Raw genomic sequence first — 15,141 nt, 5'->3', positions numbered from 1 at the left:
TCGCGGGCTCAGCGCTCGTACTTGAGCACGTTCGTGCGGGTGAGGTGCCACTCGTCGGCGACGTGGAAGCCCTTGGCGGCGAGGTCCGCGGTGACCCGGGGCCTCCAGTCCTGCTTGTCGCTCGTGATCAGCCAGACGACGTCGAGGTCGTCGGTGCGGTCGATGACGTCCTCGAGCGGGTGCTGGACCTCCCACAGCCCGCCGGTCTCGGCCGCGGGGGTCTCGAGCGTGAAGTCCGACATCCCTTCGAACGCCGCGGGGTACGTGTTCTCGATGATGCGCGACGTGGCCTTCGGGTGTCGACGCACGGGGCCGAAGACGACGCCTTCGGCCGTCCCGGCCGGTTCGAGCGCCCGTTGCTCGCTCACGAGGTCGGCCACCTGGTTCCACGCGGCCGAGTCCTTCGCCTCGGGCTGACGCTGACGTTCGTAGGTCGGGGCGGTGAGCACCACGGCGACCAGCAGGACGAGGGCGATCACCCGCCGCCAAGGGATGGCGGCCACGGCGACGGCCATCATGATCGCGACGGCCGGGGTGCCGAAGGTCAGGTAGCGGGGCGAGTAGAGCGGCTCGGTCACGAGCGAGACGCCCACGAGGCCGACGGTGGGCACGATCATCCAGGGCAGGACGACCTCGGCCAGTCCCCGGGCACGGGGCACGAGACCGGCGACCACGACGACCAGGCTGGCGAGCACCAGCATCCAGCCGAAGACGGCGAAACGGTCGTTCTGGTAGAACCACTGCGTCGTCAGCACCTGGTCGATCGTCGCGAAGCTCGGCCGGTCGAGCCAGCCGACCTGGCCGCTCTGCTCGGACGTGAAGTACACGACGGGCAGGCTCGCGAGTCCGGCGACGGCCGCACCGGCGAACCAGCCGAGGAACGAACCGCGTGCTCCGTGCGGTGCGCCGACGAGCGGGGTCGACGCCACGGCGTCCTGCGACGTCGCCACCGACCCCGAGGAGGCGCGGAGCCGGCGCTCGCGTCGCCACTGCACCAGCATGGTGACGCCGTGCCCCACCACGACGAAGGCGACGTACAGGAAGAAGAGAACCGAGACGACGGCGAGCACGGCGTAGGCGACCCACCAGCGGACGGCCGAGGCCCGGGTGCGGGTCTCGCCGACCTGGGCGGTCCGGCGCGAGGCGGTGACGAGGACGAGGGTCAGGGCGACGGCGAACATCGCCGAGAAGGCGTACGAACGGCCCTCGCCGCCCATCCAGGTCACGCGGGGGATCAGGCAGAACAGCAGGCCCGCCACGACGGCCGTCCGGCGGTCGGCCAGGGTGCGGGCGAGCACGACCGTGAACGCGGCGGCGAGCCCCGTGACGATCGTGCTGGGCACCCGGAGCGAGATCGGCGAGTACGGGAAGACGTCGAACCACAGATGCATGAACGCGTAGTACGTGGCGTGCACCAGGTCGACGGTCTGGACCATCTGCCAGAGCTGGCCCCAGCTGCGCGTCGCCGAGATGACCGTCGCGGCCTCGTCGTACCAGACGGACGGCACCCAGAGGAAGGCGCCCGACAGCAACGCGGCGAGCAGGCCGACGAGCACGGCGTCGAGATGACGCCAGTGCCGGAGGCGCGTGAGGGCCGTGCTGCGGCCGGTCCCGGGCGTCGTGGATACAGTGGGCGCGGTCGATCGACCGTCGGCCGGATGCAGGAGGTTCGTCATGTCGTCTCTTCCCCCTCTCGGAGGATCTCGCGTGCGACACGGGGGTGACGCGCGCGGGGCGGCCGTGCACGACGGTGGCGTGCACGGTGCCGGCGTGCGCGACGATGGACACGGCGGCGACCCCGTCGAGGGCGAACGCTACTCGCGAAGCGTGCGCCTGCCGGGGTTCGGTCTGGGCTCCCAGGGGCGCCTGGCGGCGTCGAGGGTGCTGGTGGTCGGGGCCGGCGGGCTGGGCGCGCCGGTCATCCAATATCTCGCAGCCTCGGGTGTGGGAACCCTGGGAATCGTCGACGACGACGCCGTCGATCTGTCGAACCTACAACGGCAGGTGCTCTTCCGCCCCGACCAGCTGGGCTTCCCGAAGGCCCGCGCCGCCGCCGACTGGGTGCGTGCCGCCAACCCGGACGTGACCGTCGTCGCCCACCCCGTCCGACTGAGCGACCGCACCGCCTACCTGCTCGACGACTACGACCTCGTGGTGGACGGCAGCGACTCGTTCGACACCTGCTACCTGGTGGCCGACGCCGCGGCCGAGCGCGGTCTGCCGGTCGTCTGGGGCAGCGTCAACCGCTGGGACGGACAGTTCAGCGTCTTCTGGGACGACGCCCCGGACGCCCGGGCGGTCGACTACCGCGACCTGCACCCTGCCCCGCCCGCCTCGGGCTGGGACGAGTCCTGCGCCGACGTCGGCGTGCTGGGGCCGCTGTGCGGGACGGTGGGCGCGGGCATGGCCGGAGAGGTCGTCAAGCTGCTGACCGGTCTCGGCGATCCGCTGCTCGGCCGGGTCGTGACCGTCGACGCCCTGGGCGGCACCTGGCGGGAGAGCCGGTTGGCCCGCGCCCCGCACCGGGCCGAGGCCCGGGCGACGGTGAACGACGCGCGCCGCGCCTCCTCGTCCTCGGTGCCCGAGGCGCAGGCGACCACCGCCGACGCGCCCGCGGCCCGTGGTCGCCGCGTCGGCCCCGACGTCGACGCGGCCGAGCTGACGACCCTGCTCGGGGCGCGAGCGACGGGCGATGCCGACTTCACGCTGCTCGACGTGCGCGAGGTCGACGAGCACGACTTCGCCCACATCTCCGGTGACGTGCAGGCTCCCGGGTACGGCACGCGCACCCGCCAGCGGCCCGAGCTCGATCCGGCGCAGCGGGTGGTCGTCTACTGCGCCCGAGGGCCGCGGGCCCGCGCCGCGGCCGACCTGCTGGCGGGCGAGGGCTTCGACGTGTCGGTGCTGCACGGCGGCATGCTCGGGTGGCAGCTCGCGCAGGGGGCACCCACGCGGCCGTAGGCGGGCGTTCAGCCGCCGGCGAACGGCGGCATGACGTCGATCACCGCGCCGTCGGGGACGAGCTGCTCGCGGTCCCGCGTGGTCAGGCCGTCGACGAGGAACGAGCAGCGCAGCAGCACGTCGCGGAAGTCCGCGGCCGATACGCCCTCGACCGGGCGGACCTCGGTGAGCAGGCGCCCGATGGTCGGACGTTCGCCCGCGGGCACCTCGACGCGCTGGTCGTCGCGGCCCACGGCGGTGCGGGCGGCGGCGAAGAACCGCAGCGTCGCCGAGAAGGGGGCCGAGACGGGGGCCGGGGTGGCTCCGTCGACGGTGGGGGCGGGGTTCGTGGTCGTCATCTCAGCCTCCGATGGCGCTCATGGTGCGTTCCGGCTGCACGAAGTCCGGGTCGTCGATGCCGTGGCCCGAGGGCTTGGCCCACATGGCACCGCGCCAGGCGTCGGCCAGTTCGAGGTCGCTCGCCCCGCTCCGCAGCAGGTCGCGCAGGCCGGTCTCTCCGCCGCTGAAGAGGCAGCTGCGGATGCCGCCCTCGGCGGTCATGCGGGTGCGCCGGCAGTCGGCGCAGAACGGTTCGCTGACCGAGGCGATGATGCCGACCCGCCCGGCCAGTCCGGCGTCGTCACCGCGGCCGACGGCGTCGAACAGCTCGGCGGGTGCTCCGTCGCGCTCGACGTCGGCGGGGCTGAGGTCGAAGCGCGTGGCGATCAGCGAGTGGATGTCGCGTGAGGTGACGAAGGAGGCGCGGTCCCAGCTGCGGTCGGCGTCCAACGGCATCTGCTCGATGAACCGCAGCTCGTGGCCGCCGCGCAGGGCCCAGGCGAGCAGGTCGGGCGCCTCGTGGTCGTTGATGCCGGGCAGCAGGACGGCGTTGATCTTGACCGGGGTGAGGCCGGCCGCCGCCGCGGCGTCGACGCCGGCGAGCACCTTGTCGAGGAACGGACGACGCGAGACCTTCATGAACGTCTCGGCGTGCAGCGAGTCGAGCGACACGTTGACCCGGTCGAGCCCGGCGTCGGCCAGGGCCTGGGCGCGGTGCGCCAGGCCGATGGCGTTCGTCGTCAGCGACACCTCGGGCCGCGGGTCGATCGCGGCGACCCGTCGCACGATGTCGATGAGGTCGGCGCGCAGCAGTGGCTCGCCCCCGGTGAACCGCACCTGCCGGACGCCGAGGTCGCGCACGCCGATGCCGACCAGGCGCACGATCTCGTCGGCGTCGAGCGCCTGTTCACGGGGCAGGGCCGGCAGGCCCTCGGCCGGCATGCAGTAGGTGCAGCGCAGGTTGCACTTGTCGGTCAGCGAGACCCGCAGGTCGGTCGCGGTCCGGCCGAAGCGGTCGAGCAGTCCCGGAGCGGCGTCGCTCGGCGGCCGCGCGGGCAGCAGGTCGTCGGCGGGGGCCCGGCCGGGCATGGTGGGCAGTCCGAGCGAGACGGTCATCCGTCGAGGTTAAGCCCGCGGGGCCGAACGTGGGGTGTCCGCGCGAGGCGACCCGCGCCTCCTCCGGCTCCGCCGTGCACGACGCCCCGCCCCGCAGGCTCGTCCGGAACCAGTCCCTGCGGCTGCGCGACCGCGCATTCGGAACTAGGCTCGCGTCCATGACGCAGATACGGATCAAGGACGCGGCGGCGTTCCTCGGCGTGAGTGACGACACCGTGCGACGCTGGATCGACCTCGGCCTGCTCGAGAGCGAGAAAGACGATGCCGGGCGCGGCGTGGTCGACGGGCTCGCGCTCGCGACGCTCGCCCGGAAGAACGCCGTGCTGCCCGCCGACCCGTCCGAGGTGGGGCGGTCGGCACGCAACCGCCTGGTGGGCGTCGTGACCGAGATCACCGCCGACCGGGTCATGGCCCAGGTCGAGCTGCAGTGCGGCCCCCACCGCATCGTCTCGCTGATGAGCAGCGAAGCCGTCCGAGAGCTGGGCCTCGAACCCGGTTCGGTGGCCATCGCGGTCGTGAAGGCCACGACGGTCATCATCGAGACGCCCGGCGGGAAGGCCTGACCATGAGACGGACCCCCCGCGTCGTCACGGCGCTCGTCGGAGCCCTCGCGGTGGCGACGGCCCTCGCCCTGACGGGGTGCTCGGGCGCGACCGTCGACACGGCGACCAGCGCGACACCGACGGCCTCCGACCCGACCCTCGAGGGGTCGATCACCGTCTACGCCGCCGCCTCGTTGACGACGACGTTCACCGAGCTCGCCGACGAGTTCGAGAAGGCGAACCCGGGCACGACCGTCGACCTGACCTTCGCGGGCTCGTCCGACCTGGTGACGCAGATCACCGAGGGAGCCCCGGCCGACGTCTTCGCCTCGGCCGACGAGAAGAACATGGCGAAGCTGACCGACGCCGGACTCGTCGACCCGTCGGCCTCGGAGGACTTCGCCACGAACGTCCTCACCATCGCCGTGCCGCCGTCGAACCCCGCCGACGTCACGGGCTTCGCCGACCTCGGTAAGTCCGACGTGACGACCGTGGTCTGCGCGGCCCAGGTGCCCTGCGGTGCGGCGACGGTCGCGGTCGAGCGGGCCACCGGCGTCACGATCTCGCCGGTCAGCGAGGAGTCCTCGGTCACCGACGTGCTGGGCAAGGTCACCTCGGGGGAGGCCGACGCCGGGCTGGTCTACGTCACGGACGTCGAGGCCGCCGGCGACAGCGTGACAGGCATCGAGTTCCCCGAGGCCGACCAGGCCGTCAACACCTATCCCATCGCCCCTGTGGCCGACACGGCGAACCCGGCGGTGGCCGAGGCGTTCGTCGCCTTCGTCACCGGCGAGGTCGGGCAGGGCGTGCTGCGGGACGCCGGCTTCGGCGCGCCGTGACGCCCGCCCCGCACCGTGCCTACGCCGGCGTCCCGGTGTGGATCGCGGTCGTCGCGGCCCTGGGGGCGGCCTTCGTCCTGCTGCCCCTCGTCGCCATGGTGTCGAGGGTCGACTGGGCCGAGTTCGTGCCGTTGGTCACCTCCGAGTCGTCGGTCGCCGCGTTCTGGCTCAGCCTGCGCACGTCGGTCACGGCGACCCTCCTCTGCGTCGTGCTCGGCGTCCCGATGGCGGTCGTGCTGGCCCGCACCGGGTTCCGGGGCCAAAGGGTGCTGCGGTCGCTCGTGCTGCTGCCGTTGGTGCTCCCGCCCGTCGTCGGAGGCATCGCGTTGCTCTACACCTTCGGGCGCCGCGGCCTGCTCGGTCAGGCGTTCGACGCGCTCGGCGTGACGATCGCGTTCTCGACCACGGCGGTCGTGCTGGCCCAGACCTTCGTCGCCCTGCCCTTCCTGGTGCTGAGCCTCGAGGGCGCCCTCCGCACGGTGGGCACGCGCTACGAGGCCGTCGCGGCGACCCTGGGTGCCCGGCCCACGACCGTGCTGCGGCGGGTCACGCTGCCGCTCGTGCTGCCCGCCCTCGTCTCGGGCGCCGTGTTGTCGTTCGCGCGGGCCCTCGGCGAGTTCGGCGCGACGCTGACCTTCGCGGGCTCCTTGCAGGGCGTCACGCGGACCCTTCCGCTCGAGATCTACCTGCAACGCGAGACCGATCCCGACGCCGCCGTGGCGCTGTCGCTCGTGCTCGTCCTCGTGGCGGTCGTCGTTGTCGCCCTGGCCCATCGGGCGGGCGGGCCGTCCGGCGTCGCCACCCGGAGGCGCGGGTCGTGACGCTCGAGTTCGCGGCGGTCGTCGAGGACCGCGGCTTCGACGTCGAGCTGGAGGTGGCCGACGGAGAGACGGTGGCCGTCCTCGGCCCGAACGGGGCCGGCAAGTCGACGCTGCTGTCCCTGGTCGCCGGCCTCCTGCGACCCGACCACGGCACGGCCCGCCTGGGCGACCGCGTGCTGTTCGACGTCGACGGCCGCGGGCGCGGACCCTCGCTGCGCCCGCACGAGCGCGGCGTCTCGATGCTCGCCCAGGACGCCCTGCTCTTCCCGCACCTCAGTGCGCTCGACAACGTCGCCTTCGGTCCGCGCAGCACCGGGGTGCCTCGACGCGAGGCCGGCCGCCGAGCCCGCGACTGGCTCGACCGGGTCGACGCCACGGGGCTCGCCGAGCGGCGTCCGGCGCAGCTCTCGGGTGGACAGGCGCAGCGGATCGCCGTCGCCCGTGCCCTGGCCGCCGACCCCTGCCTGTTGCTGCTCGACGAGCCGATGGCGGCTCTCGACGTGTCGGTCGCGCCCGCCCTGCGACGGACCCTGCGCGACGTCCTCGCCGACCGCACGGCGGTGATCGTCACGCACGACGTCCTCGACGCCTACACGCTGGCCGACCGGGTCGTCGTGCTCGACGGCGGCCGGGTCGTCGACGCCGGCCCCACGCGCGCCATCCTCGACCGTCCGACCACGCCGTTCGCCGCGGGGCTCGCGGGGCTCGACCTGCTGACCGGCACGGCCCGCGGGGGAGGCGTCCGGTTGGAGGACGGCACCCTGCTGACCGCCCGGTCCGCCGACGGGCTCCCGGCGGGCGCCGCGGCCGCGGTGGCCGTGCGGCCGAGCGCCGTGCGCGTGACGACCGGTACCCCCTCGGGTCCGACGTCGTCCGAGAACGTCCTCGACGTCGTCGTCACGGACCTCGAACCCCGCGGGGACGTCGTCCGGGTCCGGGCCGGCGACGTGTCGGCCGACGTCCCGCCCGGCGTGGTCGCCGGCCTCGACCTCGTGCCGGGCAGCGTCGTCCGGTTCTCCTTCGACGCCGGAGACGCCGTCGCCTACCTGGTCTGAGCGGGCCCGGGGCTCGACGAGGGGGCGGACCGTCGGCGGCCGACGACCCGACGCAACCGGTCGACGTCGCCCCCGACGGCGTCGAGCAACCGGTCCGTGAACCCGGGGCCGGCCCGCCAGAGCGTCACGAGCAGGATGACGAGCACGGCCGAGGCGAGCGACGCCCGCTGCAGCGCCATGCCCGGCTCGAGCTGGCGCACGAGCAGCGCGAGCGGGATCGCCAGCCACTCGACCCGCCCGGTCAGCGCGACGAACGGCACCAGCAGCAGGGCGTACCAGGGGTAGCGGGGGCTCACCGCCACGAGCGTCACGCCGATCATCACGAGCTGGCCGAGCCACGGGTCGTGAGCCGGGGTCTTCACCCACACGAGCACCGCCGTGACACCGACGATCAGCACGGCGACCGGTGTCGTCCACGCGTCCGGCATGAAGGCCGACAGGAACACGAAGCGCGAGCCGTCCTCGTAGCCCTCTTCGGTCAGGTAGCCCGGCAGGTACCCGAGCACGCCCCACCCGGTCATCGCGACGTAGGGCACGTAGAGCACGGCGAAGGTGACGACGGAGGCGCTGATCACCTTCCAGGGCTGCCCGCGCAGCAGGGCGGGTGCCGCGATCACCGGGATCAACTTGGTCGCGATGGCGGCCCCGAGGGCGATGCCGCCGCGGAAGCGCCGACCGGTGGCGACGAGCAACGACGCGGCGACCACGAGCACGGCACCCAGGAGGTCGACGTGCGAGTTCGTGACGCCCTCGCCGACCACGAGCGGGCACCAGCCCCACAGCGCGGCCCAGCGGGGGTCGAGACCCCGCCGGCGCAGGGTCGCCAGCAGGGCGACGGTCGTGCCCAGCACGAGCACGAAGCCCATCGCCTGCAGCGGGAAGAACCCGGCGTCGGGGCCGACCACGGCGGACACCGCCCAGAAGTACAGTTCGGCCATCGGCGGGTAGATGGTCGGCACGTCGGGCCGGTTGATCAGCGTGCAGACGACGTCGCCCGTCTGGCTGTCGTAGGCACGGTGGACCTGGCGGTCGGGTTCGCCGCAGCGCTCGCCGATCGTGCCGTCGTCGCGGGTGAACGGCGTCGACTCGGGGAAGATCCAGGCCGGCCGCAGGTCGCGCAGCTCGCCCGCGTCGGGCGTGTACTCGTACGGCGAGACGCCGGCGGTCTGCACGATGCCGTCCCAGGCGTAGCGCGCCGGGTCGGTGCTCGTGTTGGGCACGCCGGTCAGGCCCGCCCCGCCGACCAGGGCCGTGCCCGCCACGACGAGAGCGGTGACGTGGCGCACGGGCACCCGGCGCAGCAGCAGGACCGCCAGGGCGAACAACGCCCAGCACACGGCGGTCCAGACGACGAAGTCGGTCCGCAGGTCTTTCATGAGGAATCCGACGTTCACGACGCCCCAGGCGATCGCCCCGGCCAATCCGAGGACGGCCACGGCCGCGAACACAGTACGCACGCCCCCAGTCTGGCCGAATCGGCCCTGGGAGTCGTGCACATCGGAGATGATGAGCCACATGAGACGACCGACACCATGAGGCGCCTGCTGTACGAGGCGCGCCGCGCCGCCTCGTCGCCGAACCGCAACGCCCGGTCGGCGACCGTCTTCGGTCGCCTCCTCGGCGCCGCGTTCGTCATCTGCCTGCTGACCGGGCTCTACAGCCACTTCCTGCAGGAGCCGCTCGACGGGATGCGGTTCCCGACGAGTCCCGTCTGGCTCTACCAGGTGAGCCAGGGCGTCCACATCACCGCGGGCATCGCCTGCATCCCCCTGCTGCTGGTCAAGCTGCACTCGGTGTTCCCGCAGCTCTTCCAGCACCCGCCGATCAAGCACCCGGTCGACGTGCTCGAGCGCGCCTCCATCGCCCTGTTCGTGGCGACGTCGATCCTCCAGCTCGTCACCGGCCTGCTGAACACGTACCAGTACTACCCGTGGCCGTTCCCGTTCAAGCAGGTGCACTTCGCCCTGTCGTTCGTCATCATCGGCTCGCTCGCGATCCACATCGCCGTCAAGCTGCCGCTCATCACCCGCTACTGGCGGGCGCGGGACAGCTACGACGCCGAGGGGCGCTTCGTCGAGCCGTCGTCCGAGCTCGACGAGGCCCGCGCCGCGTTCGTGGCCGAGAGCGAGGCGACCGCCGAGCTCGCCCGGTTCCGTGCCGTGCGCGACGCCGACGGGACGCGACGCGACCGTGATCCGCACGCCGCGCCTCCTGCGCCCGCCCGCGGCCTCACCGGACGCGTCCTCCGCTGGATCGACTCCGCACACGAGGTCGACCGCGAACCGGGCCGCGCCCGGGTGTCCCGCCGCGGCTTCTTCACCGCCGCCGGCGTCGCCACCGGGGGAGTCGTCGCGCTCACGGCCGGGCAGTCCTTCGCCCCGCTGTCACCGCTCAACGCCTTCGGCCCGCGGCAGCGCGGGCTCGGCCCGAACGACCTGCCGATCAACCGCACGGCCGCCGCCGCCCGGGTGCTCGAGACGGCCATGGACCCCGACTGGCGGCTCGACGTCCTGGTGGGCGGCGTCGCGACCTCGTTCACGCTCGACGCGCTGCGCGGGTTCGACGGGGCCGACGAACGCCTGCCGATCGCCTGCGTCGAGGGCTGGAGCCAGACCGGCTCCTGGCGCGGCGTCCGCCTCGTCGACCTGCTGGCGGCTGCCGGCGCCCCGACCGACCAGCGCCTCCGGCTCACCAGCCTCGAAGAGAAGGGTGGCTACCGCGTGACCGAGATGGGCCCCGAGTACGCCTCCGACCCGCGCACCCTGGTCGCCCTCGAGCTGAACGGCGAGCCGCTCAGCATCGACCACGGCTACCCGGCGCGCATGATCGCCCCGGGCCGACCCGGCGTGCTGCAGACCAAGTGGCTCAGCTCGATCGAGGTGCTCTCGTGAGCGCCCGGGTGCCCTCGGCCGCGTCGAGTGCAGGAGGCGCGGGCACGTCGCGCACCGTCCGCGTCGTGCGCGGGGTGCTGATCGCCCTCGGCGTGGCCCTCGTCGGCCTCGGCGGCTGGGTGCTCACCGACACCGTCTCCCCGAACCGGTACGGCGGACTGCTGCTCTGGCTGGCCGGTTCGGTCGTCGTGCACGACGCCGTGCTCGCCCCCGTGGTCGCCGCGGTCTCGCTGCTCGTGCGGCGGACCGGACGCCGCGTCCGGCCCGCGGTCCTCTGGATCGTGCAGGGCGCGGTCGTCGTCGGGGCGATCTTCTCGCTCGTCGTCGTGCCCGAGATCGTGGCGAAGGCGAAGGGGCCGAAGAACGACACCGTGCTGCCGTTCGACTACGGCCTGCGCCTGGCCGTGCTGTGGCTCGTCATCGCGGCGCTGACGGCCGCTGTGGTCGCGCTCTACCTGGCGCGCAGGCGGCAGAAGGTGCGTCCGTCGACCGACCAGGTCTGAGCGACCCTCAGGCCCGCGCGTCGAGCGTGGCGGTGCAGCGCCTCGCGGCCGACCTCCGCCCAGGGGAAGGTCGCGCTGGCGTGACCCTGGTCGTCGACCACGTGGGCCTCGTAGCTGTCGTCGAGCGACGCCTCGGGGGCGGTCTCGACGACGACCGAGCCGGTCGCGGTGAGGATCTCGGCGCAGCGGGTCAGCAGCGCCGTCGGGTCGCCGCCGATTCCGACGTTGCCGTCCAGCAGCAGCGCGAGGTTCCACTGGCCCTCGCGGGGCAGCGGGTCGAAGACCGACCCGCCGGCCACGGGCAGTCCGGCCTCGCGGGCCATCGCGACGGCCGTGGGCGAGACGTCCAGCCCCAGGACGGTCAGGCCGCGGTCCACGGCGGCGCGGACCATGCGGGCCGGCCCGCAGCCGATGTCGAGCACGGGGCCGGTCTCGCCGTCGAGGGTGGTGAGGTCGGCCGCGTCGGCGTCGGCGCTCCAGCGCGCGACGTCGAACGCCTCGTCGTCGCCGGCCTCGGGGGGCGACGCGGGGAGTCCGGCACCGCCGGCCGCGCGGACGAGTTGCAGGAGCCCCTCGTGACGCAGGGCGCGCGCGTACGGCTCCGCGCCTCCTGAACCGAAGGTGGCGGGCTGTTCGGGGGCGATGGTCATGAGGTGACCCCTTCGGTGGCGGGATCGGTCGTGCGGGCGACGCCGTTCGTGGTGGTGGTCGTGGGGGGCGCCTCGGCGTGCCGCAGGGCGGCGGCGAAGCGGCTGTCGGGTGCGACGGACGCGACGAGGCGGGCGTCGTCGATCGTGTCGACGTCGACGAGCTCGGGCAGCATGCGCACGGTCAGGCCAGCGTCGGCGAGTCGGCGGAGCTGGTGGGCACCCGTGTCGTCACGCGACATGGGGACGCCGCGCAGCAGGTCGCCGGTCGGCCGGGAGAGGCCCAGCGCCCAGAATCCGCCGTCGTTCGCCGGGCCGAACCAGGCGTCGACGTCGTCGGTCCACGCGTCGAAGACGGGGGCGAGGGCCTCGACCGTGACCTGGGGGGTGTCCATGCCGATCAGCACGGTCTTCCCGTCGACCTCGTCGAAGAGGGCGCCGAGGCGTGCGTCGAGGTCGCCACCGATCTGAGGGATCACATCGAAGTCTTCGGAGCCGACGGGCCTGCGGTTGCCGTCGAACAACAACACGCGACGCGTGGCGGGCAGCCGACGGACGACGTCGAGGGTGTCCTGGATCGCGGCGGCCGCGACGTCGGCGGCCTGCTCGAGGCTGAGCGGGGGGTGCAGGCGCGTCTTGACCTTGCCCGGGATCGTCTCCTTCGCGATCACCACGAGGGTCGTCATCGGCCGACCTCCCTCAGGAGTCGGGACATGTCCTTGATCGCGACGGACGTGCCGCGGATGGTGCCGGTCACCTTGCTGCGGCCGACCCGGGGCGAGTAGGGCGCGTCCTGTTCGACGATCCGCCAGCCGGCTTCGCTCGCGCGCAGCACCATCTCGAGCGGGTAGCCGCTGCGGCGGTCCTTCAGGTCGAGGTCGAGCAGTGCCCGGCGCCGCGCCACGCGCATGGGGCCGAGGTCGTGCAGGGCGACGCCGCTGGCCCGCCGCATGAGGTGCGAGAGGGCGAGGTTGGCGATGCGGGCGTGCACCGGCCAGGCGCCCCGGGTCGTCGGGCGCCGGCGGCCGAGGACGAGATCGGCGTCACCGGCCATCACGGGGGCGGCGAGGGCGACGAGGTCGGCGGGGTCCATCGACGCGTCGGCGTCGCAGAACGCGACGTAGTCGGCCGTGGCGGCCTCGAGACCGGCGTGGGCGGCGCTGCCGAAGCCGCGCCGCGCCTCCTGAACCACGGTCGCGCCGTGCTCGGCGGCGACGCGGGCGGAGTCGTCGGTCGAGCCGTTGTCGACGACGATCGCGTGCCAGCCCTCGGGCAGGCGGCCGAGGACCCAGGGCAACGCGCCTTCTTCGTCGAGACAGGGAAGCACGACGTCGACTCGGGGGCTGCTCATCCTCTCGACTGTACGGATGCGATCCCATGAAGGTGATGGGAGCGGGCGGTGCGCACCCGAACGGGGGGCGGCCCCGCCCGCCTAGCGGACGACCGCGGCGCGCAGCGGGGCCGAGGCGAACTCGTGCATGCCCTGCTCGAAGGTCACGCTCGGTCGCCAGCCCAGCTCGCCCTGCAGCCGCGCCGACGACGCCGTCACGTGCCGCACGTCGCCCGCGCGGTACTCGCCGGTGACGACGGGCGTCGGTCCGCCGGCCTCGCGCGCCAGGGCCTCCGCCATCTCGCCGATCGTGTGCACCGTTCCGCTGCCGACGTTGAACGCGCGGAACGTGTCGGCCGGCTGGTTCGCGGTCCACTCGAGGGCCGCGAGGTTGGCGGACGCGATGTCGCGGACGTGGACGAAGTCGCGACGCTGGGCGCCGTCCTCGAACACGCGCGGGGCCTCACCGCGTTCGAGGGCGGAGCGGAAGAGCGAGGCCACGCCGGCGTAGGGCGTGTTCTGCGGCATGCCCGGGCCGTAGACGTTGTGGTAGCGCAGGGCGGCGGCCCGACCGCCGGTGCTGCGCGCCCACGAGGTCGACAGGTGCTCCTGCGTCAGCTTCGTGATGGCGTAGACGTTGCGAGGGTCGAGCGGGGCCTCCTCGCCGATCAGCTGCGGCTCGAGCAGTTCACCCGCCTCGTCACGCGGGTCGAAGACGCCCGCGTCGAGGTCGGCGATGCGGCGGGGTGCCGGGCGTTCGGTCGCACCGGTCGAGGTGCGGTAGCTGCCCTCGCCGTAGACGACCATCGACGAGGCGACGACGAGGCGGTCGACGCCGGCGCGGTCCATCGCCGCGAGCACGACGGCCGTGCCGAGCTCGTTCGACGAGACGTAGTCGGGCGCGTCCTGGAAGTCCACGCCGAGCCCGACCTTGGCCGCCTGGTGGCAGACCGCGTCGACGCCCACGAGTGCCCGGTCGACGGTCTCGGCGTCACGCACGTCGCCGTGCACGAAGTCGACGCGCGGGTCGACGTTCGGCTCGCCGCCGTGCACGTCGGCCCGCAGGGAGTCGAGCACGCGCACGCGCCAGCCGCGGTCGAGCGCGAGGTCGACGATCGCCGACCCGATGAAGCCGGCCCCACCGGTGACGAGCAGCAGGCCCGGGCCGTCGGTGGACGAGGAGGCGCCGGTCGCGCTCACCGCGCGGCCTTCCGATCCGAGACGGGCCGGGCGAGCACCTCGGCCACCGCCCCGGGCGGCATGAGCTCGCGGGGCGAGTAGTCGTCGGGCATCGCGGCGACGATCGACTCGATGGCCGCGACGATGCGCGGTTGGGCGGCCGCGAGCCGTTCGAAGACGAGCGAGGCGCTCACGGCGTCGGCGTCGGGTGCGTCGCCCTCGGCCGGGGCCAGGCCGGCGTCGCTGTCGGTCACGTACGAGAGGTTGACGGCTCCCATGCCGAGTTCGAGGGTGAGCGGGATCTCGGGGTACATCGTCATGTTGACCGTGTGCGCGCCCGCGGCCCGGAACCACAGCGACTCGGCCCGGGTCGAGAACCGCGGCCCCTGGATCACCACGCAGGTGCCGGTCGGGGAGAACGGCTCACCCTGCGCCTCGAGGGCCGCGATCGCGGCGGCCCGGAGCACGGGGTCGAACGGGTCGGCGGCGATCAGGTGCTGAACCTGCCCCTCGACGTCGAAGAACGTGTCGCGTCGTCCCCAGGTGCGGTCGATGAACTGGTCGGTCACGACCATGGTGCCGGGGGCGACGTCGGGGCTGACCCCGCCGACCGCCGACGACGACACGATGGCCTTCGCGCCGAGCGACGCCAGTGCCCACACGTTCGCCCGGTAGTCGATCAGGTGCGGTGCCACCGCGTGGCCCGCGCCGTGCCGGGTGAGGAAGGCCACGCGCTTGCCGCCCAACTCGCCGATCGTCACCTCGCTCGAGGTCGGGCCGTAGGGCGTCTCGACGACGTGCCGGGTCGCCTCGCCCTCGGCGAAGAGCGAGTACAGCCCCGATCCGCCGATGACGGCGACGTCGACGGGCGGCGGCCCCGAGGAGGCGCGGGTGGGCTGGGGGACGTCGGGCTCGGTCGCGGGGTCGGTCACCCCCGAT

General features: G+C 73.6%; 16 protein-coding genes. 7 read left to right on the top strand and 9 right to left on the bottom strand.

What is annotated here, in order from left to right:
- Positions 1–8: 8 nt before the first annotated feature.
- Positions 9–1,676 carry a hypothetical protein gene (locus ASL10_RS13695; RefSeq protein WP_056048895.1) on the bottom strand — a complete coding sequence of 556 codons (1,668 nt, stop codon included), beginning with the start codon at positions 1,674–1,676 and terminating at the stop codon, positions 9–11.
- A 31-nt stretch (positions 1,677–1,707) separates the two neighbouring features.
- On the opposite strand from ASL10_RS13695, the gene ASL10_RS13690 reads away from it, so the two are divergent.
- The gene (locus ASL10_RS13690) at positions 1,708–2,961 is read left to right on the top strand and encodes a ThiF family adenylyltransferase (RefSeq protein ID WP_056048892.1); all 1,254 of its coding nucleotides are present in this window, start codon (positions 1,708–1,710) and stop codon (positions 2,959–2,961) included.
- A gap of 8 nt (positions 2,962–2,969) precedes the next feature.
- Here ASL10_RS13690 and ASL10_RS13685 read toward each other — a convergent pair whose 3' ends face one another.
- Together ASL10_RS13685 and moaA are read right to left on the bottom strand one after the other, a co-directional pair.
- Positions 2,970–3,299, bottom strand: coding sequence for a MoaD/ThiS family protein (locus ASL10_RS13685; protein ID WP_056048890.1), 330 nt, complete (start codon positions 3,297–3,299; stop codon positions 2,970–2,972).
- A gap of 1 nt (position 3,300) precedes the next feature.
- The gene (gene moaA, locus ASL10_RS13680; protein WP_157485513.1) at positions 3,301–4,395 is read right to left on the bottom strand and encodes a GTP 3',8-cyclase MoaA; all 1,095 of its coding nucleotides are present in this window, start codon (positions 4,393–4,395) and stop codon (positions 3,301–3,303) included.
- A 158-nt stretch (positions 4,396–4,553) separates the two neighbouring features.
- On the opposite strand from moaA, the gene ASL10_RS13675 reads away from it, so the two are divergent.
- From ASL10_RS13675 to ASL10_RS13660, 4 genes are read left to right on the top strand one after another with little or no spacing between them, the layout of a single operon-like run.
- Positions 4,554–4,958, top strand: a complete 405-nt coding sequence (locus ASL10_RS13675; protein ID WP_056048887.1) for a molybdopterin-binding protein — start codon at positions 4,554–4,556, stop codon at positions 4,956–4,958.
- Between the two features lie 2 nt (positions 4,959–4,960).
- Positions 4,961–5,776, top strand: a complete 816-nt coding sequence (gene modA, locus ASL10_RS13670; protein WP_056048882.1) for a molybdate ABC transporter substrate-binding protein — start codon at positions 4,961–4,963, stop codon at positions 5,774–5,776.
- Entirely contained in the window at positions 5,773–6,597 is an 825-nt protein-coding gene (locus tag ASL10_RS13665) for an ABC transporter permease (RefSeq protein WP_056048879.1), read from the top strand. Before modA ends, ASL10_RS13665 begins: the two co-directional genes overlap by 4 nt.
- Positions 6,594–7,652: a sulfate/molybdate ABC transporter ATP-binding protein gene (locus ASL10_RS13660; RefSeq protein WP_056048876.1), complete on the top strand. Its 1,059-nt coding sequence runs from the start codon at positions 6,594–6,596 to the stop codon at positions 7,650–7,652. The genes ASL10_RS13665 and ASL10_RS13660 overlap by 4 nt, the downstream gene beginning before the upstream one ends.
- Here ASL10_RS13660 and ASL10_RS13655 read toward each other — a convergent pair.
- Positions 7,640–9,109: a glycosyltransferase 87 family protein gene (locus tag ASL10_RS13655; RefSeq protein ID WP_157485511.1), complete on the bottom strand. Its 1,470-nt coding sequence runs from the start codon at positions 9,107–9,109 to the stop codon at positions 7,640–7,642. The genes ASL10_RS13660 and ASL10_RS13655 overlap by 13 nt on opposite strands.
- A gap of 75 nt (positions 9,110–9,184) precedes the next feature.
- Between ASL10_RS13655 and ASL10_RS13650 the strand changes: the two genes are divergently transcribed.
- A complete protein-coding gene (locus ASL10_RS13650) occupies positions 9,185–10,543 on the top strand; it encodes a molybdopterin-dependent oxidoreductase (protein ID WP_056048872.1) in 1,359 nt (452 codons plus the stop codon).
- The gene (locus ASL10_RS13645; protein WP_056048869.1) at positions 10,540–11,046 is read left to right on the top strand and encodes a hypothetical protein; all 507 of its coding nucleotides are present in this window, start codon (positions 10,540–10,542) and stop codon (positions 11,044–11,046) included. The genes ASL10_RS13650 and ASL10_RS13645 overlap by 4 nt, the downstream gene beginning before the upstream one ends.
- Here the strand turns inward: ASL10_RS13645 and ASL10_RS13640 are convergent.
- From ASL10_RS13640 to ASL10_RS13620, 5 genes are all read right to left on the bottom strand, one after another.
- Entirely contained in the window at positions 10,995–11,696 is a 702-nt protein-coding gene (locus tag ASL10_RS13640) for a bifunctional 2-polyprenyl-6-hydroxyphenol methylase/3-demethylubiquinol 3-O-methyltransferase UbiG (protein WP_056048866.1), read from the bottom strand. The two genes, ASL10_RS13645 and ASL10_RS13640, sit on opposite strands and share 52 nt — an antisense overlap.
- Positions 11,693–12,379 (bottom strand): DUF2064 domain-containing protein, encoded by a 687-nt coding sequence (locus tag ASL10_RS13635; protein ID WP_056048862.1) that lies wholly within the window; start codon positions 12,377–12,379, stop codon positions 11,693–11,695. Before ASL10_RS13635 ends, ASL10_RS13640 begins: the two co-directional genes overlap by 4 nt.
- Positions 12,376–13,044 carry a glycosyltransferase family 2 protein gene (locus ASL10_RS13630; protein ID WP_056048859.1) on the bottom strand — a complete coding sequence of 223 codons (669 nt, stop codon included), beginning with the start codon at positions 13,042–13,044 and terminating at the stop codon, positions 12,376–12,378. The genes ASL10_RS13635 and ASL10_RS13630 overlap by 4 nt, the downstream gene beginning before the upstream one ends.
- A gap of 81 nt (positions 13,045–13,125) precedes the next feature.
- On the bottom strand, positions 13,126–14,223 hold the full coding sequence (locus ASL10_RS13625) for an NAD(P)-dependent oxidoreductase (RefSeq protein ID WP_235452831.1): 1,098 nt from the start codon (positions 14,221–14,223) through the stop codon (positions 13,126–13,128).
- On the bottom strand, positions 14,220–15,134 hold the full coding sequence (locus ASL10_RS13620) for an MTAP family purine nucleoside phosphorylase (RefSeq protein WP_082460594.1): 915 nt from the start codon (positions 15,132–15,134) through the stop codon (positions 14,220–14,222). The genes ASL10_RS13625 and ASL10_RS13620 overlap by 4 nt, the downstream gene beginning before the upstream one ends.
- Positions 15,135–15,141: the final 7 nt, after the last annotated feature.

The sequence above is a fragment of the Frigoribacterium sp. Leaf8 genome, from assembly GCF_001421165.1.
GTDB lineage: Bacteria > Actinomycetota > Actinomycetes > Actinomycetales > Microbacteriaceae > Frigoribacterium.
Note: the sequence above shows the minus strand (reverse complement) of the source record. Positions and strands in the feature narration are given on the sequence as shown.